Source organism: Methylobacterium sp. (assembly GCF_019745455.1).
Classification (GTDB): domain Bacteria; phylum Pseudomonadota; class Alphaproteobacteria; order Rhizobiales; family Beijerinckiaceae; genus Methylobacterium.
On the sequence record NZ_JAIETD010000033.1, the window covers coordinates 1 to 26,158 of the forward strand.

Genomic DNA, 26,158 nt, shown 5'->3' on the forward strand with positions numbered 1-26,158 from the left:
TAGCCGCATGGCCCGATGGCCACCCCAATCCCCGCCAAAGCGGTCCTCGAATTTACACCTCGTCCGCGGACGCTACCTCAGGATGTCCCCGAGACAAATCAGCGCCATGCTCCCCAGCCCCGATCAAGGAGATCTGAGCTTCAACGTCGTGTCGAAAGCCGCTTTGGAACGACGGTGACGTTCGTGCCCGGCAGCAGACGGGTGATGGCGGAGCAAACTCGCCTTTAGGACCGCGCTAGCGCGCGATCCATAACTGCTGCGTTCGTGATCGCAGGAACGGCTCGCCCGATCCTCCGGCTGGCCTATGTTCAGGGCTTCTTCACGAGGAGCGATAACATGGCAGTCACGGATACGCCCGCTATGACAGAGGGGAAGGCGGCCAAGGTTGCCGGGGCGCCTCACCTCGCGAACCCCTATCCTTCCGGCTCGCAGCAGAGCGCGGACTGGCTTGAAGGTTACACCTATGACGAGGCCGAGATGAATGTCGATCATCCTGAAGGCGATGAAGGATGACGCTGCCTGTCGGGCCATAGAGCCACGCTACGGGCCGACACCTTCGACGATTACGACATCGACCGACGCCGAACCTTGCCTCAGTCGCGCGACCTCGGCGTAATCCGGCGAATGCCAGCAGGCGCGGGCCATTTCGTAGTCGTCGAAGACGATCACGACGTTGCGAGGCCTCCCCTCGCCCTCAACGGCATCGTACCGCCCGCCGACGACCAGAAATCGTCCGCCGAAGCGCTCCACGAAAGCCGGAAGTGCCTCGGCGTAAGCGCCGTAGCGTTCAGGGTCCGTCACGGTGATACGGGCGATCCAGTACCCGTTGGGCATCAGCGTTCTCCAATCCCGCGTTCAAAGATCAGCGTTCGGCGGGAATCTGCCAGCCCATTTCCTGACCGTCGAGCTCCAAGGGTAGTCACTTCGGCCCGGAACGTGAGGGTCGAGGGTTAGAAGGCGGGGGTCACATTCGAAACCGTTCGGCCCCAAGTTCGAAGAGTGGAACGGCGAAAGGCCATATGGGCGGCCGAGTGACCAGCTGGCGAAGACCGCTGCCGTCCCGCTAACGATTTGCCCGAAGGATCATTGCGATGCCCGACCATGCTACCGAGACTGCGCACGCCCAAGGTTCGCCATCGACACGTCAGCGAAGCATACGATCGCAAGCGCTCGGTGCTGAAGCTACCGGAGCGGCTGCCACTGGCGCGAAGGCGATCGGCGGGTTCGCCGTCGGAGCCCTCGCCATCGGTGCCTTAGCCTTCGGAGCTGTCGCCATCAGCGCCTTCTCCATCGGCCGCCTGTCGGTCAGGCGGGTGTCGATTCGCGAGGCGCATATCGGACGGCTTCGCGTCGACGAACTGACGATCGGAAGACTGACGGAGATGGGCGAGCAAGACGCCGCAGCTGCGCCGCGGACCGGTGCGACTCAGGATGGGAACCGTCGATGAACCTCCGAAGGCCGAAGCTGACTGCTAAGCCATTGCCGGATGGGTTTTCCGCGAAAAGCGACTTGCGCTTGACGCAGGCTGAGCGATAGGCGTCCAATAGGGGGCAATCAAGCATCGCGACGCCTCCTCGATAGATGACAACGAGGCTTGGAAGCGTGAGGCCTTACCGAAATCACATTGCGTCTCGCCAAGAACGCGCCGGCGGATCAGGGGCGTGTCACGCCTAGCAATCTTTCGTACGAGCACCGAAACGCCGGCACGAAGGACCTTCCGATTATCGCGATGGCGACCATAGCGATGGCCTTGGAAAGAGCGAGAGGCCGAGGTCAGATGCGGGGCTTATGATTGCCGTTGAACTGGCGACAGCCGCTCTTGCGCAGAGACGCTCCCCATCTACGTTCATCCGAAGGGCTAGATTTTCATCACGCAGGTGAGGCGCCGCCCCTCGCGGCGCCCGAACTGTCTGTAATGGAACTTCCCGGACTTCATTTCTCCACGTTCGACCGCCCGACGAACATCGGGGTGGCAGCGCAAGTACTCGTCCTCATCAAAATCCGCATGGGGCTCTTCGCGGTAGCGCCGATCGCGCTTCCGTCCCGGGTCGGCGTCATCGTCGCGCCAGCGCCGATCGTTTCGGCCGCCATCGTCACCTCGCCTGCGCTCGACGGATTGATCATCATCATCGTCGCTGTCATCGCGACCTTGAAAATGGTCATCTTCGTAGCCGTAATCCTGACCGCCACGCTGGGCGGTCGCAACGTCCATCATGCCGGTGAGACTCACGCCCACCAGTACCGCGAGCCTAAGCGTCTTCATCCTCGGCGTTCTCCTAGCGCCAGCGCGCAACGGCGCGATCAACCACCGGCTCTGCCGACCGAACCGTCACTTCCATCTTTGATAGGCCTGCTGGAGATCGCATCGGGCTGGAATTCTCGCCTCCAGGCCCGCCATGATCAGCCGCAGGTGCGGCGATAGCGCCGGCAGTTACCTTGGCCCTGCTCCCCGTAGATGTCCCTGTTCTCGCAGGCATCGCGCAATTCGCGGCACATCCGTCGATAGCGGCGCTCCTCGCGCTCTTCTCGATAGCCACGGCCGTCGTCGATCTCAACGCCTCCAGGTCCGACGCGAAAGCCCTGAGCAAAGCTCGGCGCATCTTGGATGATCAGCATGCCCAACGCTGCAGTCACGATCAGGATCTTACGCATGTGAGGCTCCACATTCACTGGACTGCAGATGAGAGGAGGCAACGCTCGATCGCCGAAACGGTTCGGTCAGCCGACCGGAACGTTCGCTTGCTTCCGAACCTTCCCAGCTCGCCGGATCAACGATGCCGATTCCTCGCCTCGTCTGCCATTGGCAAAATCCATTGGGACAGACTGAGATCAGATAAATTCGACACCGATCTCCCGATTACTCTTGCGTACCACCTCACAACGCCACCGAACACCCTCTTCGGGCATTCGTAGAATGACCACCCCCGCGATCACTAGATCAGGGCAGTCGACAATACGTACGCCGCGAGCAGACATGTCCTTCATGGTATAGTCTCCCGATCGTATTCCGGCTTCGCAGAAAATCACGACTGGACGGTTCATCCGCGTACGGTCGAAATTTCTCCTGTTCGATGGGATATCGGCGAGACGAAACGAGGCGACTGCAGTCATACGATGTCCTGCAGCTGAAGCTCTCCGCAAATGGACTCGATAAGTTCGCGAAGGGCTGCTGGAGTGAACGGCTTGATGATCAGGTGATTGAGGCTGGCTTGCTTCGCCTTAACGAGGAAGGAGGCCTGGCGCTCCGTCGTCATCATGAAGAAGGGAGTGGTGCATAGGATCTCGTTAGCCCGAACATGCTTCAGCAATTCGTAGCCGTCGATTGGCCGCATGGTCCAATCGGAGATCACGAGACCGTATTCTCGACCCTTGAAGCGCTAAAGCACGGTCAAGCCATCATCAGCCTCGTCGATCTGGCTGACACCAATAGGTTCGAGGATGGCTCTTACGGCGCCAAGCACAGACTGACAGTCGACCACCAATAAGATCGGCATCCGCCGAGTGCTCATCAGTCATTGTCTTGTACCATTATGGCGGAGGACGTTATCTGCTCAGATGCTAATTTTCGCTTGTCGCAATGATTAGTATCGCGATGCACTGTGATCTTGCCGGCGGTGCAAACGGATCGGTCAACCGGCGTCGCGTCCAGATTTGCAAACTTTATCATTACATTTCTTAACTGACGCGTTGTTTGGTTAAGGTGGTTTTTTGAGTTGTCGGAACTCGATGGCAGCCCGGCAGATAAATTAACTCTCCTCAGCCTTCTGATCGGTTCCCGCGATTACGGTCTCGACAAATCCAGCCGGCGCAACGGCAGGATCGAAGACTTCATGGACATTGCCTTATGATGGGAAAAATCACTCTCAGCCGCGCATCATGGGCGCTTTCGGGCTGACAACGGGCCTCCTCGGATCCGTCGGTTCACTCGATCGACTGGCTTCGGTACCGATGCGCTGCGGTACCGATGCGCTGCGGTACAGCATGACCCATGCGCCTTGGCAGCCGAACAACCGACGCTTCGAACAGGCACGTCCGCTCATCGCATCGCTCAACCCTACGGACGCGACGATGCGGATCGGCCGATTGAGTGACCCATCAGAGCGCACCTGCTACGATCCCGCCGTTCTGTCGCACCGCGAAGATTGCGCATGGACCATGAAACGTTAGATCCACTGATCGCTTAGATGACCAACGTGTTGCATGCGCTTTGAGATCGAACGGAAATTTCTCGTCGCCCACGATGGCTGGCGCAAGGCCGCGACACGGGTCCGGTATCTCAAGGACGGTCTGATCGGTCAGTTCGGACGCGGCAAGGTCCGCGTGCGCCTCGACGATGACGGAGCCTGGCTCACCGTGAAGGGGGCGCGGGCCGAGAGCATCGCGCGGCCCGAATTCGAGTACGAGATCCCCCGAGACGATGCGGAAGCCATGTTGCGAACCGTCTGCACCGGCTGCCTCATCGAGAAGGACCGGTTCTGCGTGCCCCATGCCGGTCTCGTCTGGGAGGTCGACGTGTTCCGCGGCTCGCTCGACGGGATCGTGCTGGCCGAGGTCGAGCTCGAGCAGGAGGACCAAGCCTTCGACAAACCGGATTGGGTCGGCGAAGAGGTGACGGCCGATCTGCGCTTCCGGCAATCCACCCTTCTGCACCTGTGCAGCAAGGCGACGCAGCCGATCACCATCGAGGATGTCTTGGCCGTCTCGGTCGTCGGCGACCCGCCGGCTTTGCTGCGCTAGGCGCATTCCAGACTCAGGCGACTATCTGTGCATCTGGCTCATCCGCGGCGGCCGGCCTCCCCATCCTCGCGCAAGCTTCGACAGTCAGAACCCCGCTGATGAGATGCAGGGGACCTACGTCGCCTGACGCGGTGGAGCGGCGCGCGAGATGGCGGTGGCGAGCGAGGCGATCGTCCTGGAACGCAGGACGCAACGGGATATCGGGTTCGCCCTCGGCATTATCGCGATCCTGGCGATCCTGTTCCTGCCGGTCCCGGCGATCCTCCTCGACATCGGCCTCGCCTTCTCGATCGCCCTCTCGGTGCTGATCCTGATGGTGGCCCTCTGGATCCAGAAGCCCCTCGAATTCTCCGCCTTCCCCACCGTGCTCCTGATCGCGACCCTGCTGCGCCTCGCGCTCGGTATAGCCACGACACGCCTCATCCTGGCAAACGGCCAGAACGGCGTCGGCGCCGCCGGTCACGTCATCCAGGGCTTCTCGCAGTTCGTCATGAGCGGCGACTTCGTGATCGGCATCGTGGTCTTCCTGATCCTGATCACGGTGAACTTCCTCGTCATCACCAAAGGCGCGACCCGTATCGCCGAGGTCGGCGCCCGCTTCACCCTCGATGCCATCCCGGGCAAGCAGATGGCGATCGACGCCGATCTCAATGCCGGACTCATCGACGACAAGGAGGCCCAGCGCCGCCGCCGTGAGCTCGAGGAGGAGAGCGCCTTCTTCGGCTCGATGGACGGCGCCTCAAAATTCGTGCGCGGCGAGGCGATCGCTTCGCTCATCACCATCGCTGTCAACGTCTTCGGCGGCATCATCATCGGCACGACGCGCCACGGTATGCCGCTCGGCCACGCGGCCGACGTCTTTACCAAGCTCTCGGTCGGCGACGGCCTCGTCTCGCAGATTCCGGCGCTCATCGTCTCGCTGGCCGCCGGCCTCCTCGTTTCGAAAGGAGGCACGAAGGGTACCGCCGAACAGGCGGTGATCGGTCAGCTCGGCGCCTATCCGCGCGCCCTCTGGGTGTCGTCGTTCCTGATGCTCCTGTTCGCCCTGATGCCGGGCCTGCCCTTCGTGCCTTTCATGGTGCTGTCCGGCCTGATGGCCTTCGTCGCCTATGCGATCCCGAAGAAGCTCGCCGAGGCGAAGGCGGTGGTCGCCGCCAAGGCTGCGGCGGAGGAGATGAAGAAGGAGGTCGCGGCGCGCGAATCGGTCAAGGAATCGCTCAAGACCCCCGAGATCGAGGTCTGCCTCGGCCGCCAGGTCTCCGCCCAGATGCAGACCGCGACCTCCGAGCTGCCACATCGCGTCGCCAAGATGCGGCGCAAGTTCGCGCGCCAGTACGGATTCGTCGTCCCCGAGATCAAGCTCACCGACAGCCTCGCGCTTGCGCCGAAAAGCTATCAGATCCTCATTCACGGCACCGTGGCGGCGACCCAGGAGATCCGGCCGGGCGAACTCCTCGTCGTCGTCGGGGAGGGGCCCTCGCCCGACGTGCCGAGCGATCCCGTGCGCGAGCCCGCCTTCGGCATGAAGGCACATTGGGTGCTCGATTCCTACGGCGCCGAGGTCCGCCGCGGCGGCTTCGAGCCGATCGACGGCGCCTCGGTGCTGCTGACGCACCTCTCCGAGGTGATCCGCAACAACCTGCCCCAGCTCCTGTCCTACAAGGACATGCGCGGCCTCCTCGACCGTCTCGACCCCGAGTACAAGCGCCTGCTCGACGAGATCTGCCCGTCGCAGATCTCCTATTCGGGCCTGCAGGCGGTGCTGAAGCTCCTGCTCGCCGAGCGGGTCTCGATCCGCAACCTCCACCTCATCCTGGAGGCCATCGCCGAGATCACGCCGCATGTGCGCCGCGCCGAGCAGATCGTCGAGCATGTCCGCATGCGCATCGCCCAGCAGATCTGCGGAGACCTGGCGGAAAACGGCGTCCTCAACGTGCTTCGCCTCGGCGGCGCCTGGGATCTCTCCTTCCACCAGAGCCTCAAGCGCGACGCCAAGGGCGAGGTCATCGAGTTCGACATCGACCCGCGCCTCGTCGAGCAGTTCGGCACCGAGGCATCCGAGGCGATCCGCACCCGGATGCGCGAGACCCACAACTTCGCCCTCGTCACCGCACCCGACGCACGCCCCTACGTCCGCATGATCATCGAGCGGCTCTATCCGACGCTCGCCGTGCTCTCCCATCTCGAGATCGCGCGCGGCGTCGAGATCAAGTCGCTGGGCACCATCTCGTGATCGCCCTCGCCCCGGAAAGCTTCCTCGGGGTGTTCATGATCTTTTGCCGGGTCGGCGGTTGCCTGCTGATGGTGCCGGGTTTCTCGAGCCCGCGCGTGCCGGCCCAGGTCCGCCTCCTCATCGCCCTGTCGGTCTCGTTGGCCTTGAGTCCACTCCTGCTTCCGCTGTTCCAGGGCAAGATCGATAACCAGAGCCCCGGCACGACGCTGTACTGGATCGTCGGCGAAAGCCTCACCGGCCTCGTCATCGGCTTTCTAGGCCGGATCTTCTTCTTCGTCCTGGAGACAGTCATGAACGCCGCCTCGACCATGGTCGGCTTCGGCGGCATGCCGGGCGCCGTGGCGGAGGGCGTCGACCCGGTTCCCGCCGTGGAGGCGCTGATCATGATGTCGGCCGCCGCCCTCATCTTCGCCGCCGACATGCATTGGGAGCTGTTTCGCGGCATCGTCGATTCCTACGCCCGCATCCCGCCGGGCCAGGGCATCGGCTCGCAGACCGCGCTGGTGCGCATCGTCGATCAGGTGACGACATCCTTCATCCTCGGCCTCCGGATCACCTCTCCCTTCATCGTCTACGCCGTGGCGGTGAACCTCGCGGCGGGCTTTGCCAATAAACTCACGCCGCAGATCCCGGTCTACTTCATCGCCACGCCGTTCATCATGTTCGGCGGCTTGATGATGCTCTACTACATGTCGAATGAATTTATGACGCAGTTCCTCGCCGGCTATGTCGAATACTTGAGGAGGGGCTGAGCCGATGACGCCGAGCCTGCGCCTCGCTCGCGCCAAGCGCCTGGTCGCGGTCCAGGAGCAGATGCGGCGTCTCGCCGAGCGCGACCTCGCCGCGACTCGCCGCGACATTGCCGGAACCGAGGTCGAGCGAGCCGGATTGCTGCGAGTCCTCTCTGAAGAGCGGATGCAGGGTCTCTTCCTTGATGCCGCATCGAGTCACCTCCGGCGAATCGCCGGGAGGGCGGCCGAACTGAAGGCCACCGCCTCGAGCCAGGAGGCGAACGTCCTCGCCTGCGGGCTGGCGGAGAAGCGTACAGAGCGCTGGGCGAAAGGCCTCGCCAAGGAGCTTCACGAGGAAGAGGGCCGCCGGGACGTACAGGAGCAGCTCGACCTTCTCGTTGCTCGTGGCGACGCAAGCCTCCCGTAAGCCACGGAGATTATTCCGATCGTCAGAGGGTCTTTCGCCGGGGCAGCGCGATCCTCACCGGCAGCCTTTCAGAACCCCGCGATCGCCGATGAGCATCAAACCACCCTCCGACATCGTCCTCGACGTCGCCAGAGCCGCAGACCCGGCGCGCTACCAGGAAGCCTCCTCCAAGCTCTCGGCGCCTGGCGGGGCCGATCCTGCCGCTTTCGCCGAAGCGGTCCGGGTCGCGGGCGCATCGATCCACATGCCCCTCGACCCGAGGGCGACGCTGACGATGCTCCAGAGCGATTCCGCGATGACCGGAAGCGTCGGCAAGAGCGGCCCCTACCAGCAGTTCGAGGCCTTCGTCCTGCGCCAGTTCGTCGAGAAGATGATGCCCGACAACGCCAAGTCGGTGTTCGGCAAGGGCAATGCCGGCGGTTTCTGGAAATCGATGCTCGCAGAGCAGATCGGATCGGAGGTCACCAAGGCCGGCGGCCTCGGTATAGCCCGCATCCTTGCGGGGCCTCAGGCCGCCGAAAAGGCTGCAGCGGACAAGCAGGCGGCGGCAGCCGCAGCGGCGCTCCTGCAGAGCAAGCGCTCCGTCGAATCCTGATCCGCGCCCATCTCGCAACGCTCGACCAAGGGCCCACCATGCTGATCGCATCCCTCAAGCGCCTCGAAGCCACCGTCGCGGCCGAGACCGAGGCGCTCATCGCCCACCGCATCATCGACCAGGACGCGGTCAACCGGCGGAAAAGCCAGAGCCTCCTCGAACTGACCCGCCTCACCCGCGGCCTCGATCCCGACGACGTAGAGCCAGAGGTCGCGGATCAGCTTGCCCGCCTTCGCCTTACGCTTCAGCGCAACCAGGAGGTCGTCGGCCTCCACCTGCGCGCCGTCGAAGAGATCTCCGGCCTCATCAACGACGCGATCCAGTACGCCGAATCCGACGGGACCTATTCGGCCCGGCGGCGCCGCTGACATCCCACGACCGCGAGCCCCCGCCACGCCATGCGCATCCTCGTCACCGGCCTCTGGATCTGCGCGCTCACCATCGCGTCGTGCTACGGCGCGGTGACATGGGGCGGCGGTCTGATCGGCAAGAAGACCGAACCTTATCTCGAAGGTCTGCAGTACCAGAAGCTGCCGCCCATCAACATTCCGATCCTTTCCGAGGGCAAGGTCACCGGGTACATCGTGGCGATCCTGGTCTTCACCGCTGACGCCCGACTGATGCATACGCTCTCAGTGCCGCCGAATTCGTTCGTCGTCGATGAAGCCTTCCGGCAGATCTACAGCGACCCCGAAATCGATTTTCGCCGCCTCACACGTTACAACGTCACGAAGCGCCTTGCGGAGGTCCGCGCAAAGGTCAACGAACGCCTCGGCTCGGAGGTCGTAAAGGATGTATTGGTCGAGGAGTTCAACTTCGTCGCCAAGCGCGAAGTCCGCTCTTGAAGCCGGGCAAGCCCGCTTCGGACGCCTGGCTCAGAGACCCGCCTGACTGACGAATTTCGTCGTCAGGTAGCCCTCGATCGCCTCCGAACCGCCCTCGCTGCCGTAACCCGAATCCTTGACGCCACCGAATGGGGTCTCGGGGAGGGCAAGACCGTGATGGTTGATGCCGAGCATCCCGCTTTGGACCCGGGCTGCTACCTTCGTCGCCCGCGCCGCAGAACGGGTCCAGGCATAGGCGGCGAGACCATAGGGAAGGCGGTTGGCCTCCTCGAGGGCGGCCTCGTCCTCGGAGAAGCGCTGTATCAGCGCCACCGGCCCGAACGGCTCCTCGTTCATGATGCGGGCATCCAGGGGCACGTCGGTGAGCACCGTCGGGGCGAAGAAATTACCACGGTTGCCGATGCGGGAGCCTCCGGTCTCGAGCTTGGCGCCGCGGCCGATCGCGTCGGCGCAGAGCGACTCCATCGCTTCGAGGCGTCGCCCATGGATAAGCGGTCCCATGCCGGTGCCGTCCACCATGCCATCGCCGACGGCGATGCCCTCTGCGTGGGCGACGAAGCGGTCGCGAAACTCATCGAACACGGAATCCTGCACCAGGAATCGGGTCGGGGCGACACAGACCTGGCCGGCATTGCGGAACTTGTTGGCGCCGAGCACCTTCACCGCCTCGCCGACATCGGCGTCGTCGAAGACGAGCGCCGGGGCGTGACCGCCGAGCTCCATCGTCACGCGCTTCATATGCCGACCGGCAAGCGCCGCGAGTTCCTTGCCTACCGCCGTCGAGCCGGTGAAGGAGATCTTGGCGATGACGGGGTGCGGGATGAGGTAGGACGAGATCGCCGCGGGATCGCCGAAGACCAGAGACAGGACATCACCTGGCACACCCGCGTCGAGGAAGGCTTTTATCAGGGCGGCGCAGCTCGCCGGAGTATCCTCGGGGCCCTTGAGGATGACCGAGCAGCCGGTGCAGAGCGCCGCCGAGATCTTGCGGACCGCCTGGTTGATCGGGAAGTTCCACGGCGTGAACGCCGCGACCGGCCCGATCGGCTCGCGCAGGACCATCTGCATGACGCCCTCGGCGCGGGCCGGGATGACGCGGCCGTAGGCGCGCCGACCCTCTTCCGCGAACCAGTCGATCACGTCGGCCGCCGCCAGGGTCTCGATCCGCGACTCGGCGAGCGGCTTGCCCTGTTCGAGGGTCATGATCCGGGCGATGTCGTCCACGCGCTCGCGCAGCAGCTCGGCCGCCTTGCGCATGACCTTGCCGCGGGCGAAGGCCGAGACCGTGCGCCATTCCGAGAACCCCTGTCGCGCCGCGTCGAGGGCGCGGTCGAGGTCGTCCCTCGTCGCCACCGCGAGCCGCCCCAGAGTTTCGCCGTTCGCCGGGTTGAGGACTGGCATGGTCTCGGACCCAGACCCCTTGGTCCATGCGCCAGCGATATGCAGATCGGTATCGGGGTACATCGGCGGCGAAACCTCGCTCGACCGGCAGGACGCGCCGGCGATCCCCATGTCGGTCGCCGCCCTTGCAACGGCAACCCGCTCGGCGGATTCTGCCATGATCTCAGAGCATCGATTACCATCGCAGGTCGTCGCTCCCGGGAAGTCCGCCGCGTGAACGCAACGTTTGCGTTTCTTGTATACGTGTCGTCCAACGGGTTCTGCGGTGTCGTCGGCATGCGAGATGCCGGGTGATGGGTGTCCTCACATGTTTCAGGGCGGGATCGCGGGCCTGGATCGGATGCGCGTTCAGCGAATGCCCGATCATCGCCCGACCCGGCGCCTCCAGTTGGCCATCCTCATTGGCGGCGTGGCCGCCCTTTGCCTGATCTGGGCCGGCATCGCCTATCACTTGGCGCTGCGTCAGGAGACGATCCGTCAACAGGCCCACCGCGACGTGCTGAACCTGTCGCGGGGGCTGGAGCAACAGGTCGAGCGCCTCATTGCTAACGTCGACCAGGTGATGCGCTTCATCCAGGACGACTTCGCGACGAGCGGCCCCGAATCGTTCGTCTTCGACGTTTGGGTACGCCGGGCGACGTCTCTGCAATCGGTCGTTCATCAGATCTCGATGTACGATGCGAGGGGCGAGTTCCTCGCCTCGAAGACACCGCTCCCTCCCGCAATGCCGCGCTTCCACGTCCGCGACCGCGCATATTTCCAAGCCCTCGCCGGCCAGCCGGGAGCAGGCCTCTACATCGACAGGACCCTCGCGGGGCGAATTACCGGACGTCGGGTTCTGCAGATGGTCCGCCGACTCGACCTCGCCGACGGGAGCTTCGCGGGCGTTCTGGTCGTCTCTGTCGATCCCGACTACCTGGCCCAGCAATTCAGCGGCGTGGATGTCGGCGCCCTCGGCGATGTCGCGCTGTTCGGGCGCGACGGATACATCCGCGCCAGGCATCCTGTGGTGGATGGGATGTACGACCGGGATGCGCATCTTGGCCCCAATGGCAGTGACCTATTCGCCAGCATCGAGCGAGGCCCTGTCGGCAGCTACGAGGCGATGAGCGCCGATGGCGGCATCGCCCGCATCGTCGGTTATCGGGCGTTCAGCGATCACCCGCTCGTCATCGTCGTCGGCAAGTCCCTCGACGAGGTGATGATGCCCTTCCACACCGAGCGTCATCGCGTCATCGCGGTCGGAGCCGTTACGACCTTGCTCCTGATGGCGGCCCTGGCGCTTCTCGTGTTGGAGCTCGAGGGCCGGCGCCACCGCAGGATCATGCTGGTCGAGGCACACGAGGCTCTGGCCTCGAAAGAAGCCCTTCTCCGTCAGGCGAACCAGTTCCACGCGGCCGCCGAGCGCCTCGCAAAAGTCGGCCACTGGCACTTCGAGCCCGGCAATCCGACGATGCGCTGGTCCGACGAGCTCTACCGGATCTTCGAGATCGCCCCCGGGACCTTCGTCCCCTCGCACGCGACATTCGGGGCGATGCTCCACCCCGAGGACGTGGAGCGGATCGACGCCTGGTGGCGGGGCGAGCTCGCGGCGGGCGACGGAACGCCCTGCGAGCATCGAATCGTGACCCCAAAGGGGGAGACGAAGGTCATCCTCGTTCGCAGCCTCATCCAGCGGGATGCCGGCGGCCGCGTGTTAGCGATGGTAGGCGCCGTCCTCGACGTCACCGAGCACCGGCAAGCTCAGGCCGACGTAGTCCGAACCTCGGCGCTGCTCTCGCGAACTCTCGATTGCATGGATCAGGGGCTGATCCTCGTCGGCGGCGACGGTACCGTCGAGGTCGCCAACAGACGCGCGATGGAGCTCCTCGACCTTCCCGAGGCGGTGCTCGCCGCACGTCCGAGCTACCGCGAGTTCCGGAACCATGTCAGGCGCGCGAAACGGTGGGGACGTCTCGTCTCGGACGGGCCTGTGCAATGGCCATTCGATGGCGAGGCGCGTGGCGACAGCCGGAGCGAGCGCCGGAACGAGGACGGTCAGGTCCTCGAGGTCCGGACAATCCCGACCGACGACGGCGGCATGATCCAGACCTTCACGGACATTACCGACCAGAAGCGCGCGGAGGACCGGTACAGGCTGCTTGCCGAGAACGCGAGCGACCTCATCGTCCTCAAACCGTCGTTCCAGGGACGACGCTCCTATGTGTCTCCATCGTCGCCAAGGGTCGTTGGCTGGGAGCCGGAGGAGCTGACGCATCTTCCGCCTGAGGGTTACATCCACCCTGAGGATTTCGCTCGCGTCTCGTCGGAGTTCGCTTCTCTGACGAAGGCCGAGCCGCGCCTGACTTCGGAACATCGCCTGCGCCATAAAGGCGGGCATTACATCTGGGTCGAGGCGGAGTTCCACCTCACCAATGCCGGAATGCCCGATCAGGCGGTGGTCGTCACCGCCCGCGACGTCGGCGCGCGACGGGCGGCCGACATTGCCCTGCGCGAGAGCGAGGTCCGGCATCGCATCCTCGCCGAAACGACGAGCGACATCATCGCGCGCCTCGATCTCGACGGGAAGCTGCACTACCTGTCGCCTGCGGTTGCCACGGTAGTCGGCTACGCGCCGGAGGAGATGCTGGGCCGAAAGGCCGCCGACTTCATTCATTCCGACGACGTGCAGGACGTCCTCGAGAAATTTAGGACTCTCGTCGTGGCGGGTCCCGGGGCGCGGGCCAAGTTCGAGTATCGGATGCGCCACAAGGACGGGCGCTACATCTGGCTCGAGGTCAATCCGAGCGTCCTGTTCGACGAGGCAACGGGCCGTCCGCTGGGCATCATCGACATCGCCCGCGACGTCACCGTCCGCAAGGCCACCGAGGCCGCCCTCCTCGATGCGCGCCGTCACACCGAGGCGGCCCGCCTTCAGGCCGAGCAGGCCAACCAAGCCAAGACCGACTTCCTCGCCGCGATGAGCCATGAGATCCGGACGCCGCTCAACAGCGTCATCGGCTATACCGACTTTCTCCTGGACGACACGTCACTAGCGTCCGAGCAGCGGATTCTGGTCGAGCGGATTCAATTCGCGGGTTCAGCGCTCCTCACCGTCGTCAACGACATCCTGGACTTCTCCAAGATCGAGGCGGGCCGTGTCGACCTCGACCTCAAGACGTTCGCTTTGGATGCCCTCGTCGATAGCACAGCAACAATGGTACGCGGCCTCGCCGAGCGAAAAGGTCTATCGCTCCAGGTCGTCATGACGCCCGGATTGCCGTCGAGCCTCGTCGCGGACGAGGGACGGCTGCGGCAGATCCTACTCAACTTCCTCAACAACGCCGTCAAATTCACGCGCCGTGGCGGCGTCATCCTGTCGGTCGAGCGCATTGCGGGCCCCGGCGCGACCTCCGACTTTCGTTTTGCCGTCTCGGATACGGGGATCGGAATTCCGAAAGACCAGCAGGACTTGCTGTTTCGCCGCTTCAGCCAGGTTGACGGGTCGATCCGGCGAGAGTTCGGAGGAACCGGCTTGGGTCTCGCCATCTCGAAGAGCCTCGTCGAGGCCATGGGCGGCCGCGTCGGCGTCGACAGCGTGTCGGGGGAAGGGTCTTCGTTCTGGTTCTCGGTACCCCTGCCGGAGGGCGACGAAGAGGCACTTCCTGCGCCTGCGCCGAAGGTCCTGGCCGGGCCGTCTCTCCAGATCCTTCTTGTCGAGGATGTGGAGATCAATCAGGAGCTCGCCCGCGCCGTCCTGGAGCGCGGCGGCCATGAGGTCGATATCGCGACCAACGGCTTCGAGGCCGTCGCCGCCGTCTATGCCCGGCGCTACGACCTGATCCTGATGGACGTTCAGATGCCGGGGATGGATGGGATCACGGCAACCCGGCACATCCGGATGATGGAACGGCCGGATGCCGCCATTCCGATCATCGCGATGACGGCCAACGTCATGCCTGCCCAGGTCGCCGAGTTCCGCGCAGCCGGCATGAACGATCATGTCGGCAAGCCGTTCCGGCGCGAAGAGCTGTTCGCCGCGATTCATAGGGTGATTCACAGGGTGGACGGAGCCGTCGAGCGAAGCGCCTGAGGGCGGCGACCCTGTTGGCGCGTCTGCAAAACCGTAGCGGCGGCGATGGGCGATCCCGCAAAATGCGACAGGACAGCATCGTCATACCGATTCTCGCCTTAAATCGCGGATCAGACGGGTGGGCGAGGCGGTTCGGCCGCCGCGCCGTGTAGCGTGGACGCAGGGATGGCATGACAATGGCTGGCTCGATCGACGTCGTCGGGATTGCAGGTCGGTCGGGCGAGGTCGTCGAGGCCGCGCATTTCTCGGCGATCCGGACGGTGCGCACCGAGGCCGAGGCGCTGGTGACGCTGGCCCGCGCCCTCGACGGCGAGATGAAGGCCGGGTTCGGCCGCGCCGTCGACATGCTTCATTCGGGCACCGGCCGGGTCTTCGTCGCAGGCATCGGCAAGAGCGGCCATATCGCCCGCAAGATCGCCGCGACTCTCGCGTCCACCGGCACGCCGGCCTCGTTCATCCACCCCACCGAGGCGAGCCACGGCGACCTCGGCATGATCACGCGAGAGGACAGCGTCATCGCCCTGTCCTGGTCCGGCGAGACGACCGAACTCGGCGACATCGTCAGTTATTGCAAGCGCTTCGCCGTGACGCTGATCGCCTTCACGGCGAACCCCGACAGCACCCTCGGCCTTGCCGCCGATATCCTGTTGCCGCTGCCCTCGGTGAAGGAGGCTTGCCCGCACAACCTCGCGCCGACCTCGTCGAGCGTGATGCAATTGGCCCTCGGCGACGCCCTTGCGGTTGCGCTGCTTGAACGGCGCGGCTTCTCGGCGAGCGACTTCAAACGCTTCCATCCCGGCGGCAAGCTCGCCTCGCGGCTGAAGTCGGTGGGTCAGCTCATGCATGTCGGCGAGGAAATGCCACTGGTCCATCGCGGCATCCCGATGTCGGATGCCATCCTCACCATCATGAGCAAACGGTTCGGCTGCACCGGTGTCGTCGACGAGGCCGGACGCCTCGTCGGCATCGTCACGGACGGCGACCTGCGGCGCCACATGGGCGTCGACCTGCTACAGACGCCGGTGGAGGCCGTGATGACCGCCTCGCCGATCACCACTGCGCCGAGTGGCTTTGCCAGCGCCGCCCTCGAACTGATGAGCCGCAGCCGGATCACGGCGATGTACGTGGTGGAGGAGGGCCGCCCGGTCGGCATCCTCCACATCCACGACCTCCTCAGCGCCGGCATCGTCTGACCGGAAGTGCATCGTTCCGGCCGCGCCTTTCGGCAGGCCGGGTGACTTTCATCCGCGAAGCCCGGTGGACCCGAAGCCGCCCTGGCCGCGCCCGCTCGCCTCGTCCTCGTCCTCCGCGCCCTCCATGATCGTGAAATCCGGCCGCGTCACACGGGTGAAGACGAACTGAGCGATGCGATCGCCCGGTGCGATCGTCACCGCGGCGTCGGCGAGGTGCGGCGGGTTGCGGTTCCATACGGAGATCATCAGCGGCCCCTCGTAATCGGCGTCGATGACGCCGATCGTATTTCCGAGGACGAGGCCGCCACGGTGGCCGAGGCCGGAGCGCGGTACGACGAGGCCGCACCAGGCCGGGTCGCCTATCCGCACCGAGAGCCCCGTCGGGATCAGCACTGCCGGCGCCTGCGGAGCGAGGATCAGGGGCTCATCGAGACAGGCGTGGAGGTCGAGGCCCGCCGCGGAGGCAGAGCCCCATCGCGGAAATCCCCATTCGGCCAGGCGCGGGTCGAGGAGCCGGATCGCGACGCGGAGATCGGCGGGCGGACCGCTCACGCCGTCAGCGCCGCGATGGCGTCCGTTATGGCGAGCGTTCGAGCCGCCTCGGCCGCGTGCAGCCGCTCCGCCATCCGGCCCCGGAACGGGATGACGCCTCTGCCGGCATTCTCCGGCTGCGCGAAGGCAGCGATGATGGCTTGGGCCTCGGCAACCTCCTCGCCGCTCGGGCCGAAGATCGCGTTGGCCGGCTCGATCTGGCTCGGATGAATCAGCATCTTGCCGTCGAAGCCGCAATCGCGGCCTTGCTCGCACTCGTGACGAAAGCCATCCGCATCCTCGAAGGCGTTGTAGATACCGTCGAGGATGTCGATCTCGTACGCCCTCGCGGCGGCGACGCCGCTCATCAGCCACGGCACGAGGGCAGGCCGACCAGGCACGCCGAGGCGAACGCGGCTCCCCTTGGCCAGATCGTTCGGACCCATCACCAGGCAGGCGAGGCGCGAGTCGATATCGCGCGCGGCGCTGGCGATGGCGCCGATCTCGAGAATCGCCATCGGGCTCTCGATCATCGCCCACACCTTGGTCCGCTCCGGCGCGCCGAGGCGCCACAGGCGCGAGCCGACGCTCACGAGCACGTCGGGTCCGTTCACCTTCGGCACGACGACGGCGTCGGGCCCGGTGGGCGCGATGGCGGCGAGATCGGCCTCTCCCGTCGAAGTATCGGGCGAGTTGATCCGCACGACGACCTCGCGGCGCCCGAAGCTGCCGCTGGCGATGGCTGCCGTGACGGCCTGGCGGGCACTCGCCTTCGCCTCGGGCGTGACCGCGTCCTCGAGATCGATCATGACGACGTCGGCGGGAAGCGTGCGGGCCTTCTCCAGCGCCCGGGCATTCGAGCCTGGCATCGAGAAGACGCTGCGACGGGGGCGAATCTCGGTCATGGGAATCACCTCGCGAGTTTTACGCACCGCGTCGATGCCGAGGCGATACCTCTCCGCATAAGGTGTTTCAAGCGGCCGGATCGACCCGCGACAAGGCGGGCATCACGGCCGATAGCGGCCCTGAGGCGACGACGCGTCCTTGGTCGAGCACATGGACCACATCCGCCCGCTCCAGGCTGGCAAGGCGGTGGGCGATGAGGATCAGGGTACGCTGACCAGAGAGTGCATCGAGGGCTGCCATGACGGCGGCTTCGGTCTCGCCGTCGAGGGCGCTCGTCGCCTCGTCGAACACGATCACATCGGGGTCGTGATAGAGCGCGCGGGCGATACCGAGGCGCTGGCGCTGGCCGCCGCTGAGACGCACGCCGCGTTCGCCGACGCTGGACCCGTAGCCCTGGGGCAAACCGGCGATGACGTCGTCGAGCCCCGCAAGGGAAGCTGCGCGGCGGATTGCGGCGTGATCGACGGAATCCGGCGGGATGCCGAGGGCGATGTTCTCGGTGACGGTCCCGTCGACCAGAAAGACGTCCTGCGGCACGTAGCCGACGCGGTTCTGCCAGGCCGGCAGGCTCGCCTCGTCGAGGAGGAGGCCATCGACCCTGATCGAACCGGCCTTCGGCGTCAGGATGCCGAGGATGAGGCCGACGAGGGTCGACTTGCCCGAGCCGGTGCGGCCGACGAGGCCGACCGTGGTATGGGCCCGGATGGTCAGGTCGAGGCCGGCGAGGGTCGGCCGCTCCGGCTCGTAATCGAATGACACGGCCGAGAGCCGGATCTCGGAGGCGAAGGGCAGTTTTTCGCGCGTCCGTGGCGGCGCGGATCGTTCTCCGGCGAGTTCGTCCACCACCACCCGTACCGCCGGAAGGTAGAACCGCAGCAGCGATAGCGACAGGAAGATGTTCTGGAAGGCCGGCAGCATCCGGTAGCCGGCGAAAGCGAAGAGGCCCAGCAGCGGCAGTAGCCCGGCGGTGTCGAGCCCCTGGGACAGCGCGAAGATCACCACGGCGACGACCCCGCCGAAGGCCAGGGCCTCCATGACGAAGCGCGGCAATTGTCCGGTGAGGAGACTTGCCGCCGTCGCCCAGGCATAGGCGCGGGCCGGGACGTCGAACCCGCCGGCGAAAGTCTCGGCGCGGCCGTAGAGCTTGAGTTCGGTGAGCGCCCCGAAGGTCTCCTGCACCACCCGGTAGCGCCGCTCGTTGTCGGCCACCGCCTTGGCGCCGAGGCGGGAGAGACGCGCGCGCATGACAAGGTAGAGCCCGACATAGAGCCCGCCGAATCCGCCGCCGAGGATGAGGGCGAGGCGAGGCGCATAGGCGAGGAGGAAGCCGATCACGGCGACCGCCGAGAAGGCCCGCGAGGCGATGACGGTGGCGGGCGTCAGCACCCCGACCACGAGCCGGTCTGTCTCGCTGAGCACGTTCTTGGCGAGCTCGGCGCTGTTGGCCTGCGCGAAGAACAGGCGCTCGCGGTCGAGGTAGCGGGCGAGCAGGCGCCGGGCGAGGCCGTAGCCGGTGAGGTTGGTGAAGAGCAGGGTCGCGAAGGTCAAGCCCGCGTTGACGAGGCTCGTCGTCACGATCGCCAGCAGCGCCGCCGCCCCCATGGCGATCAGGAAGGCGCGGTCCTCCGTCAGCCCGGTCGCCTCCCGGGTCGCCACCAGATAGGGCACGCGGGACGCGGCCGAGGGATCGCCGACGAGGGTGAGGAACGGCACCACCGAGGCGATGCCCACCACCTCGAACAGGGCGGCCAGCGCAAGGCCGACCGTCAGGAGCGCGAGCCGGTGCCTCTCATGCGGCCGCAAGATGCGGACGAGGTCGATCAACGCGCGCATGGCATGGGCGTTAGGTGCGGGAAGGCTGGGCGCGAACGGTGCATTGGGCTCAAGGGCGATAGAGGCGGCACACCCGCCTGTCCATCGCGGCGTCGATGACCGGACAGGTAGCCTGCCAAGCCGGGGTCTGACATTCTCTTCCATACGTTGACGGACGATGTCATGGGTCGGTGGTGATGCAGAGGGACGAGATCAGCTGGAAGCAGTTGCGGGTCAGCTACTTCCTGCTCCTCCTCATGCTTCTCGCCATGGTCGCCGCGCTGCTGTTCCCGGCCCGGCGCGGGGCGGACTCCTTGGCGGACCTCTTCGGGCCCGTGGCGATCCTAGTCCTTCTCGGGCTCGGGAGCCTGCTGAAGGCTCTCGGGCGGTGGCTGTCCAGGGGCTACTTCGCCGCCAATCCGCAGGCCGAACAGACGCTGAAGGTCTGGGCCACGATCGGCCTCTGCATCTCCTCGGTGCTGGTGAGCGCCGCCGTGATCGCCGTCAGCCTCAAGCTCAATTTCTGACGAACCGGCTTCGTTCAGCGGACCGTGACGCGGGCGAGGTAGTCGCGCGCCCAACGGCTTTCCTCGGGAGTGGGTACCCGCGTCATGGTGATCTGGACCATCGCCATGTTGGGCGAGAGATCGACGAGGCGGGCGAAGACCGTCTCCATCCGGCCGGTGGCGGGGTGGAGCGGGCAGTCGATCCGAACGCCGTCGAAGCGTCCCTCCACGCCGAACGGTGCCGCGACGCCGCGAGGACACTTGGCGCGGTACTGTGCGGAGAAGCGGTCGAGAACCTGCTGCTGCGGCACGTGAGCGAGGCCGACGAGGCTCTGAAGGGTGACCATGCGCGTGAAGCGCTGCACGGTTTCGCCCGGCGGGACGAGTTCGACCAGCACCGCTCGGCCCTGCCGCGCCTGATGCCCCACGACGAGGCCGGCATCTGCGGGGAGTTCCACCTGACGGTCTGGTCCGCGCCGCTGCTCGGCCTCGGCAGGACATGCGGTTGTCGAGGCCATGAGCACCGCCGAGGCGATGAAGGCTAATCTCGCACGCATTTGGAGTGCTCCGCTTGGCTGTAGGCTTACCTCATGGGATCTGCGACACCCGACAGGCCAAATCGTGGCACCTCCGATGAGTGAACGGATCGGAACGAAGGTCCCTGTATGAAGCAACATGAGAAGCCGGTCTTCGTCGCCTACGCGTCAAGGCTCCAGGCACTTGCCGTGACGGCATGCTTTCTTCCGGTTGCTGCCGCTGGATTCATGAATCTCGTCCTTTTGCCCGGCGCACCAATCGTGCTTCGCATCGTCGGGCTCCTAATCCTCGCGCCGATCCTGGTCTGGTTCGGGATCAGCCTGAAGCTCTTCTTCTTGCGGGAACCGCTGATCGAGATCGACGAACGCGGCGTGCTGTGGCGGCGGTGGTCGCAGACGCGGATCCCCTGGGCAGAGATCGAGCGCTGGCGCGTGGGCCGGACCTTCGGCCTCCCCTACGTGACGATCTGGTTGCGCGAGCCCGACCGTCACCCGGCCAGGACCGTCAACGGCTTGCTGAGATACGTGAACCGCTTGCTCGGCTACGGCGACCTGACCCTCAGCGCCAACGGCACAGACAAAGATTTTCCGAGCGTGCGCGCGGCGATGGAGGCTTATGGTCCCATTCCGTCAGGCCGCCATCGGACATAGTAACCTGACCACAGCATCTGAATTGGCAACTCGCGGGAAAGCACTGGAGATTTCGCGCGACGAGGTTCGACTCGGTGGCGACGATACAAGCGAGCCGACGCGCAATTCGCCCTCGATCCGGCCCGGCGATGTTTCACGAGCAAGCCACAACCAATCTCTTCTGAGGACGAAGCGTTAGGAACCCAGAAACCGGAGCGCCATGACCGTACCGCCGCCCCTGTTCGACACCGCGCTCGCCCGGCGTCGCCTGATCCGGGCGCGCCGCGCAGGCTATGCCGATTTCCTGCTCGCCCGCGCCGTCGACGACCTCGATGACCGGCTCGGCGCCATCCTGCGGCGCTTCACCGTCGCGGTCGACCTCGCCACGCCGAACGCCATGGTGGCCGAGCGCCTGCGGCTGTCGGATCGAGCCGAGACGGTGCTGCGCCTCGCCTCCGCACCGGAGACATCGGGCGGGCTACTGGCCATCGGCGATCCCGAGGCACTGCCGTTGGCGCCCGCTCGGTTCGACCTGGCAGTCTCGCTCCTGGCGCTCCACGCGGTGAACGACCTGCCCGGCACGCTGGTGCAGCTGCGCCGGTGCCTGAAGCCGGACGGTCTGTTCCTCGGCTGTTTCCTCGGCGGGTGCAGCCTCATCGAATTGCGCCAGGCCTTCGGTGAGGCCGAGAGCGAGGTGGAGGGTGGGATCAGCCCGAGGGTCGCTCCCTTCGCCGACCTGCGCGACGTCGGCGGGTTGCTGCAGCGGGCGGGCTTTGCTCTTCCGGTGACGGATACCGACCTCGTCACCGTGCGGTATCCCGACCCCTTCGCCCTCATGCGCGACCTCAGGGCCATGGGGATGACCAACGTGCTCACCGAGCGCCGCCGCACGCCCCTGCGTCGTGCGACTCTGATGCGCGCCGCCGCGCTCTATGCCGAGCGGTTCTCCGATCCGGACGGGCGGGTCCGGGCGAGCTTCGAACTGGTCTGGGTCTCCGGCTGGGCCCCGCACGAGAGCCAGCAGGTCCCTCTCAAGCCCGGCAGCGCCGGCGCCCGCCTCGCCGACGCCCTAGGTACCACCGAGCACGTTCCTTTCCTCGACTCGAAAAGAGAGCCATGAGCGCGATCACCATCACCCCGAGCCCCAACCGCGTCACGGTCCGCCTCGGGGGCACCATCATCGCCGAAACCGACGCCGCACTCAGCCTCGTGGAGGGGCGCTCGCCGCCGGTGCTCTACATTCCGCGCTCCGATGCGCGCTGGGAGCATTTCACGAAGACCGCGACCCGCACCAGCTGTCCGTTCAAGGGCGAGGCGAGCTACTACGCCGTCAGCGTCAACGGGAGGACGAAGCCGGACGTAGTCTGGAGCTACGAGGACCCGATTCCCGCCGTCGCGGCGATCAAGGATCACCTGGCGTTCTACCCGAGCCGCGTCGATGGGATCGAGGAGGTGGCACGGGGGTGAGGCTCCTGGCCCGAAGTCGGGACTAGGGAGAGCGCTTCCAATAGTTCGACGCACTTAATCACGATTCACTGTCATCCCGGGGCGCCGAAGGCGAACCCGGGATGACGGGGGGTTGGCAGTACCGCCGCACGACACGACGGCAGCCTGATTCCGAGGCTTGCGCCCCCATCACCGCCCCACCAGCGACCAGAACGCCGCCTTCCTCCCATGCGCCTTGCGAAGTCCTTGGCGCCAGGCGGCATGGTCGGGCGTCAGGCTTCCCGGCGGGAGCGCATCGGCCAGGGTGTCGAGCTGCACCAGGTAGCTGGCGCCGTGGCCGTAGGCGGCCGAGCGGCCGGATTCGAGGATGTCTTCCACGAGCAGGCGATAGAGCCGGCTCGCGGGAATGGGATGGTCCTGCGCCAGGGCCTCGGCGGCGGGGCCCAGGACCTCGTAGCGATCGCCCTCCCAGAGCGCGGCACGCGCCTCGACGAGGCGGGCGGCGCGGTCGAGATGGGGCCAGCGGATCAGGAAGTTGAGGCTCCGGTAGGGCTGAGGATGGGTGGCGGCGTGGTCGAAGGCCCGCTCAAGCGCCTCCTCGTCCTCGAAATCCGGGAGCTTGGCGAGATAGTCGCGCAGGATCTCGGCATCCAACGTCTCCTCGAACCGCGCCCAGCGAAGGGCCTGCGCCTCGGCATTCCGGCCGAGGGCGTCGAGGATGGCGGCCTCGAGGGCGAGACGTTCCCGTTCCGGCTCCTCAGGCTGTGGGTTCCCACCGATCATCGCCTCTCGGGTGAGAACGCGGATTCCGGGCTTCTGCGCTCGCCGCAGCCAGTCGAGGGCTTCCCCGGGCCGATCTGCGGTCAATAACCGGCTCGCTACCGCGATCCGGTTCGGCCGCTCGGGGGAAACCATCGTCTCCAGCGCAATGAAGCCGTCGACATCGCCCTGCCGGTCGGCCAAGGCCTGGCGCAGGCGGACGAGGCGCATCCAGCGCATCTCCGCATTCCAGTCCCTCGATGCCTTCGGCTTGGCGGCGTCCGCCGCTTCCGCGAGATCCCGGTCGAGGCCGGGGATGGCCGCGGCGGGCAAGCCCGGCACCAGGGTGAGGAGCAGGGCCTCGATGATCCCGAAAGGATCGAACTTCAGATAGATGACGAGGCGGGCGGCGAAGACGCCGACCTGATCCGGGGGCAGCGTCGCGGCGATGTCGGCGGCGGCGTGAGTGGCGTCCTCGTAGATCCCGAGGACCCGGCCATTGGCATCCTCGACCCGCCCGAGGACGCCGGGCGCGCCGAGGAGAAAGCGGACGAGCCGGTCGAGGCCCTGGTCGCGGTCGAGGGGAACGAGCTCGCGGGTGATGGTGGCGATCGTCGCCCGGAGGTCGGCGGTGAAGGCGCGCCGCTTCTGCCAGTCGATGAAGCCTCCCGCCCGCTCCAGGGCGGTGAGGCGCCGGTCGATGAGGGCCGCCACCGCGTCCGGACCCTGCAGGCTGGCGATCGCGGCGGTGACCCGCTTCCGGAAGGCCGGGTTCTGGGCCGTCTCGTCGAGAATGACCGCGATCAGGCGCTCGAGGCCGAGGGCCGAGAGGGTCTCGGGTGATGGCGTCGTCCTGCGCGAGGCGCGCTTGGGCTTCTCGGCCGGCGGCTGCATCTTCGGCGCGGCGGACGCCTTTCGCGCCATGAACTCTTCTCCCTCGCTCGGCCGACAGGCTGCCCCATCGCGCCAGCCTGGATCAAGGACCGAGAAGATCGACGAGGAACGGGATCAGCGGCGCGTCGGCGGGCGGCATCGGCTGGTCCTTGAGGTCGCGCGGGCGCACCCATTTCAGGCCCTGCCCCTCAAGAGGCGCCGGGATGCCCTCCCAGCGCCGGCAAATATAAAGCGGCATCAGGAGGTGGAAATCAGGATACGGATAGCTCGCGAAGGTGAGCGGCGCGAGGCAAGCCTCATTCACGACGATCCCGAGCTCCTCGGCGAGTTCGCGGATCAGAGTCTCCTCCGGCCGCTCGCCGGCCTCGACCTTGCCGCCTGGGAACTCCCACAGGCCGGCGAGCTGCTTGCCCGGCGGGCGCTGGGCAAGCAAGACCCTTCCGTCGGCATCGACGAGGGCGACGGCGACGACCAGGAGGAGCTTCACGAGCGATAGTCGCCGTTGATCGCGATGTATCCGGAGGTCAGGTCGCAGGTCCAGATCCGCGCCGTCCCGCTGCCGAGGCCGATATCGACCCGGACGGTAACGTCGGGCTCGCGCATGACGGCGCTGGCCGCCTCCTCGCTGTAGGCGGGATCGCGGGCGCCCTGATGCGCGACGCGGATGTCGCCGAACCAGATCGAGAGGCGGTCGCGGTCGGCCGGTTCCCCCGCTTTGCCGACCGCCATGACCACGCGGCCCCAGTTGGCGTCCTCTCCGGCGATCGCGGTCTTGACCAGCGGCGAGTTGGCGATGGAGAGGGCGATGCGGTGGGCGGAAGCATCGTCGGTTGCGCCGCCGACCTCGACGGTGACGAACTTCCGTGCGCCCTCGCCGTCCTTGGCGACGAGTTGGGCGAGCTCGATCAACAGGTCGTTGAGGGCCGCCTTGAACCCGGCGAGGGCCGGGTCGGCGGAGTCCGAGATCGGGCGATTGCCGGCCTCGCCCGTCGCGAACAGCATCAGCGTGTCCGAGGTCGAGGTGTCGCCGTCGACGGTGACGCAGTTGAAGCTCGTCTTCGTGCCGGAGGAGAGCAGTGCCTGGAGCACGGACCGCGGGAGAGCCGCATCCGTGAAGGCAAAGGACAGCATCGTCGCCATGTCGGGAGCGATCATGCCCGCGCCCTTGGCGATGCCGTTGATCGTTACCGTGACGCCGTCGATCTCGGCTTGGCGTGTGGCCAGCTTCGGGAATGTGTCGGTGGTCATGATCGCATGCGCGGCCGACGCCCAGGCGGAGGCACCCGTCTCCGTGCGGCCTGCGCAATCGGCGAAGACGCCCTCGAACTTGCTGGCGTCGAGCGGTTCGCCGATGACGCCGGTCGATGCAATGAATACTTCCTCGGGAGCGCAATCGGCGGCACGTGCGGCGATCGCTGCCGTCAGCTCCACCGCGTCACGGCCGCGCGCTCCGGTGAAGGCGTTGGCGTTACCGGAATTGACGACGAGCACGCGCGCCCCCGGCGAGCCTAATGCCGCGCGGCACCAATCTACCGGCGCCGAGGGACATTTCGAGCGGGTGAAGACGCCCGCGGCCTCGGTCCCCGAAGCGAGGGCGACGTAGAGCACGTCGGTGCGACCGGAATACCGGATGCCGGCTTGCGCGGTCGCGATGCCGACACCGGCGATGGCCGGCAGGTCCGGATAGGTCGTGGGGGCAAGCGGGGAGACGGGAACGGCTTTCGCTGAGGACATCGTGGGCGAGGCTCCGCTCTTCCTGCCGCGGGCGATCCGAGCGATCGGCGGCGCGGCCGGTGTTGCCCCGGAGGCGCAGGAACCGTCAACCGCCGGAACGATTCCATCTGCCCAAGAATTCACCAGACTCTGCCTGATTCTCACACCATGACGGTCTTGTGTCGGCGAG

Annotated in this window: 28 protein-coding genes and 1 pseudogene; 16 read left to right on the forward strand and 13 right to left on the reverse strand. The window is 66.1% G+C overall.

Translation table 11 applies throughout. From position 1 onward, the window contains the following. Positions 1 to 336: 336 nt before the first annotated feature. A complete protein-coding gene (locus K2Y56_RS07520; protein ID WP_292506634.1) occupies positions 337 to 513 on the forward strand; it encodes a hypothetical protein in 177 nt (58 codons plus the stop codon). 27 nt (positions 514 to 540) lie between these two features. Here the strand turns inward: K2Y56_RS07520 and K2Y56_RS07525 are convergent, their stop codons facing one another. After that, positions 541 to 834: a DUF1330 domain-containing protein gene (locus K2Y56_RS07525; RefSeq protein ID WP_292506636.1), complete on the reverse strand. Its 294-nt coding sequence runs from the start codon at positions 832 to 834 to the stop codon at positions 541 to 543. Positions 835 to 1,091: 257 nt separating this feature from the next. Between K2Y56_RS07525 and K2Y56_RS07530 the strand changes: the two genes are divergently transcribed. Next, positions 1,092 to 1,448, forward strand: coding sequence for a hypothetical protein (locus K2Y56_RS07530; protein WP_292506637.1), 357 nt, complete (start codon positions 1,092 to 1,094; stop codon positions 1,446 to 1,448). 411 nt (positions 1,449 to 1,859) lie between these two features. Here the strand turns inward: K2Y56_RS07530 and K2Y56_RS07535 are convergent, their stop codons facing one another. From K2Y56_RS07535 to K2Y56_RS07545, 4 genes and pseudogenes are all read right to left on the reverse strand, one after another. After that, complete coding sequence (locus K2Y56_RS07535; protein ID WP_292506639.1) at positions 1,860 to 2,264, reverse strand: hypothetical protein; 405 nt, start codon at positions 2,262 to 2,264, stop codon at positions 1,860 to 1,862. A gap of 137 nt (positions 2,265 to 2,401) precedes the next feature. Continuing rightward, positions 2,402 to 2,653 (reverse strand): hypothetical protein, encoded by a 252-nt coding sequence (locus K2Y56_RS07540; protein ID WP_292506640.1) that lies wholly within the window; start codon positions 2,651 to 2,653, stop codon positions 2,402 to 2,404. A gap of 177 nt (positions 2,654 to 2,830) precedes the next feature. Beyond that, on the reverse strand, positions 2,831 to 3,112 hold the full coding sequence (locus tag K2Y56_RS26450; RefSeq protein ID WP_366848435.1) for a PilZ domain-containing protein: 282 nt from the start codon (positions 3,110 to 3,112) through the stop codon (positions 2,831 to 2,833). Then, positions 3,109 to 3,360 (reverse strand): annotated as a pseudogene (locus tag K2Y56_RS07545) (response regulator); the annotation flags it as partial. The gene K2Y56_RS26450 and the pseudogene K2Y56_RS07545, both read right to left, overlap by 4 nt. 354 nt (positions 3,361 to 3,714) lie before the next feature. Between K2Y56_RS07545 and K2Y56_RS07550 the strand changes: the two are divergent. The 8 genes from K2Y56_RS07550 (at position 3,715) to K2Y56_RS07585 (ending at position 9,569) form a co-directional block, all read left to right on the forward strand. Further along, the gene (locus tag K2Y56_RS07550) at positions 3,715 to 3,849 is read left to right on the forward strand and encodes a hypothetical protein (protein ID WP_292506642.1); all 135 of its coding nucleotides are present in this window, start codon (positions 3,715 to 3,717) and stop codon (positions 3,847 to 3,849) included. Between the two features lie 352 nt (positions 3,850 to 4,201). Beyond that, positions 4,202 to 4,738, forward strand: a complete 537-nt coding sequence (locus K2Y56_RS07555; RefSeq protein WP_292506644.1) for a CYTH domain-containing protein — start codon at positions 4,202 to 4,204, stop codon at positions 4,736 to 4,738. Positions 4,739 to 4,886: 148 nt separating this feature from the next. After that, the gene (flhA, locus tag K2Y56_RS07560) at positions 4,887 to 6,971 is read left to right on the forward strand and encodes a flagellar biosynthesis protein FlhA (RefSeq protein ID WP_292506646.1); all 2,085 of its coding nucleotides are present in this window, start codon (positions 4,887 to 4,889) and stop codon (positions 6,969 to 6,971) included. Beyond that, entirely contained in the window at positions 6,968 to 7,723 is a 756-nt protein-coding gene (fliR, locus tag K2Y56_RS07565; RefSeq protein ID WP_292506648.1) for a flagellar biosynthesis protein FliR, read from the forward strand. Before flhA ends, fliR begins: the two co-directional genes overlap by 4 nt. Before the next feature lie 4 nt (positions 7,724 to 7,727). Further along, complete coding sequence (locus tag K2Y56_RS07570; RefSeq protein ID WP_292506649.1) at positions 7,728 to 8,129, forward strand: hypothetical protein; 402 nt, start codon at positions 7,728 to 7,730, stop codon at positions 8,127 to 8,129. 88 nt (positions 8,130 to 8,217) lie between these two features. Beyond that, complete coding sequence (locus K2Y56_RS07575; protein ID WP_292506651.1) at positions 8,218 to 8,724, forward strand: rod-binding protein; 507 nt, start codon at positions 8,218 to 8,220, stop codon at positions 8,722 to 8,724. Positions 8,725 to 8,762: 38 nt separating this feature from the next. Then, a complete protein-coding gene (locus K2Y56_RS07580) occupies positions 8,763 to 9,092 on the forward strand; it encodes a flagellar protein FlgN (protein WP_292506652.1) in 330 nt (109 codons plus the stop codon). A gap of 30 nt (positions 9,093 to 9,122) precedes the next feature. Beyond that, a complete protein-coding gene (locus K2Y56_RS07585; RefSeq protein WP_292506654.1) occupies positions 9,123 to 9,569 on the forward strand; it encodes a hypothetical protein in 447 nt (148 codons plus the stop codon). 30 nt (positions 9,570 to 9,599) lie between these two features. Here the strand turns inward: K2Y56_RS07585 and K2Y56_RS07590 are convergent, their stop codons facing one another. Next, entirely contained in the window at positions 9,600 to 11,033 is a 1,434-nt protein-coding gene (locus K2Y56_RS07590; protein ID WP_292506881.1) for an NAD-dependent succinate-semialdehyde dehydrogenase, read from the reverse strand. A 292-nt stretch (positions 11,034 to 11,325) separates the two neighbouring features. Here K2Y56_RS07590 and K2Y56_RS07595 point away from each other — a divergent pair, with 292 nt between their 5' ends. Together K2Y56_RS07595 and K2Y56_RS07600 are read left to right on the forward strand one after the other, a co-directional pair. After that, on the forward strand, positions 11,326 to 15,042 hold the full coding sequence (locus tag K2Y56_RS07595; RefSeq protein ID WP_292506656.1) for a PAS domain S-box protein: 3,717 nt from the start codon (positions 11,326 to 11,328) through the stop codon (positions 15,040 to 15,042). Between the two features lie 176 nt (positions 15,043 to 15,218). Beyond that, positions 15,219 to 16,235 carry a KpsF/GutQ family sugar-phosphate isomerase gene (locus K2Y56_RS07600; RefSeq protein ID WP_292506658.1) on the forward strand — a complete coding sequence of 339 codons (1,017 nt, stop codon included), beginning with the start codon at positions 15,219 to 15,221 and terminating at the stop codon, positions 16,233 to 16,235. A 48-nt stretch (positions 16,236 to 16,283) separates the two neighbouring features. Here K2Y56_RS07600 and dut read toward each other — a convergent pair whose 3' ends face one another. The 3 genes from dut to K2Y56_RS07615 form a co-directional block, all read right to left on the reverse strand. Continuing rightward, the gene (gene dut, locus K2Y56_RS07605; RefSeq protein WP_292506659.1) at positions 16,284 to 16,787 is read right to left on the reverse strand and encodes a dUTP diphosphatase; all 504 of its coding nucleotides are present in this window, start codon (positions 16,785 to 16,787) and stop codon (positions 16,284 to 16,286) included. Further along, a complete protein-coding gene (locus K2Y56_RS07610; RefSeq protein WP_292506661.1) occupies positions 16,784 to 17,671 on the reverse strand; it encodes a CoA ester lyase in 888 nt (295 codons plus the stop codon). The genes dut and K2Y56_RS07610 overlap by 4 nt, the downstream gene beginning before the upstream one ends. Positions 17,672 to 17,738: 67 nt before the next feature. Next, positions 17,739 to 19,505, reverse strand: coding sequence for an ABC transporter ATP-binding protein (locus tag K2Y56_RS07615; protein ID WP_292506662.1), 1,767 nt, complete (start codon positions 19,503 to 19,505; stop codon positions 17,739 to 17,741). 170 nt (positions 19,506 to 19,675) lie between these two features. Between K2Y56_RS07615 and K2Y56_RS07620 the strand changes: the two genes are divergently transcribed. Next, a complete protein-coding gene (locus tag K2Y56_RS07620) occupies positions 19,676 to 20,011 on the forward strand; it encodes a hypothetical protein (protein ID WP_292506663.1) in 336 nt (111 codons plus the stop codon). A 14-nt stretch (positions 20,012 to 20,025) separates the two neighbouring features. Here the strand turns inward: K2Y56_RS07620 and K2Y56_RS07625 are convergent, their stop codons facing one another. Continuing rightward, on the reverse strand, positions 20,026 to 20,547 hold the full coding sequence (locus K2Y56_RS07625; protein ID WP_292506665.1) for a hypothetical protein: 522 nt from the start codon (positions 20,545 to 20,547) through the stop codon (positions 20,026 to 20,028). A 108-nt stretch (positions 20,548 to 20,655) separates the two neighbouring features. Here K2Y56_RS07625 and K2Y56_RS07630 point away from each other — a divergent pair, with 108 nt between their 5' ends. The 3 genes from K2Y56_RS07630 (at position 20,656) to K2Y56_RS07640 (ending at position 22,623) form a co-directional block, all read left to right on the forward strand. Further along, complete coding sequence (locus K2Y56_RS07630) at positions 20,656 to 21,177, forward strand: hypothetical protein (protein ID WP_292506666.1); 522 nt, start codon at positions 20,656 to 20,658, stop codon at positions 21,175 to 21,177. A gap of 199 nt (positions 21,178 to 21,376) precedes the next feature. Then, positions 21,377 to 22,276, forward strand: coding sequence for a methyltransferase domain-containing protein (locus K2Y56_RS07635; protein ID WP_292506668.1), 900 nt, complete (start codon positions 21,377 to 21,379; stop codon positions 22,274 to 22,276). Beyond that, complete coding sequence (locus K2Y56_RS07640; RefSeq protein WP_292506669.1) at positions 22,273 to 22,623, forward strand: DUF427 domain-containing protein; 351 nt, start codon at positions 22,273 to 22,275, stop codon at positions 22,621 to 22,623. The genes K2Y56_RS07635 and K2Y56_RS07640 overlap by 4 nt, the downstream gene beginning before the upstream one ends. Positions 22,624 to 22,791: 168 nt before the next feature. On the opposite strand, the gene K2Y56_RS07645 is transcribed toward K2Y56_RS07640, so the two are convergent. From K2Y56_RS07645 to argJ, 3 genes are read right to left on the reverse strand one after another with little or no spacing between them, the layout of a single operon-like run. Then, the gene (locus tag K2Y56_RS07645) at positions 22,792 to 24,285 is read right to left on the reverse strand and encodes a DUF6880 family protein (protein WP_292506670.1); all 1,494 of its coding nucleotides are present in this window, start codon (positions 24,283 to 24,285) and stop codon (positions 22,792 to 22,794) included. A gap of 52 nt (positions 24,286 to 24,337) precedes the next feature. Then, entirely contained in the window at positions 24,338 to 24,742 is a 405-nt protein-coding gene (locus K2Y56_RS07650) for a (deoxy)nucleoside triphosphate pyrophosphohydrolase (RefSeq protein ID WP_292506672.1), read from the reverse strand. Beyond that, positions 24,739 to 25,989 carry a bifunctional glutamate N-acetyltransferase/amino-acid acetyltransferase ArgJ gene (gene argJ, locus K2Y56_RS07655; RefSeq protein WP_292506673.1) on the reverse strand — a complete coding sequence of 417 codons (1,251 nt, stop codon included), beginning with the start codon at positions 25,987 to 25,989 and terminating at the stop codon, positions 24,739 to 24,741. The genes K2Y56_RS07650 and argJ overlap by 4 nt, the downstream gene beginning before the upstream one ends. Positions 25,990 to 26,158 lie beyond the last annotated feature (169 nt).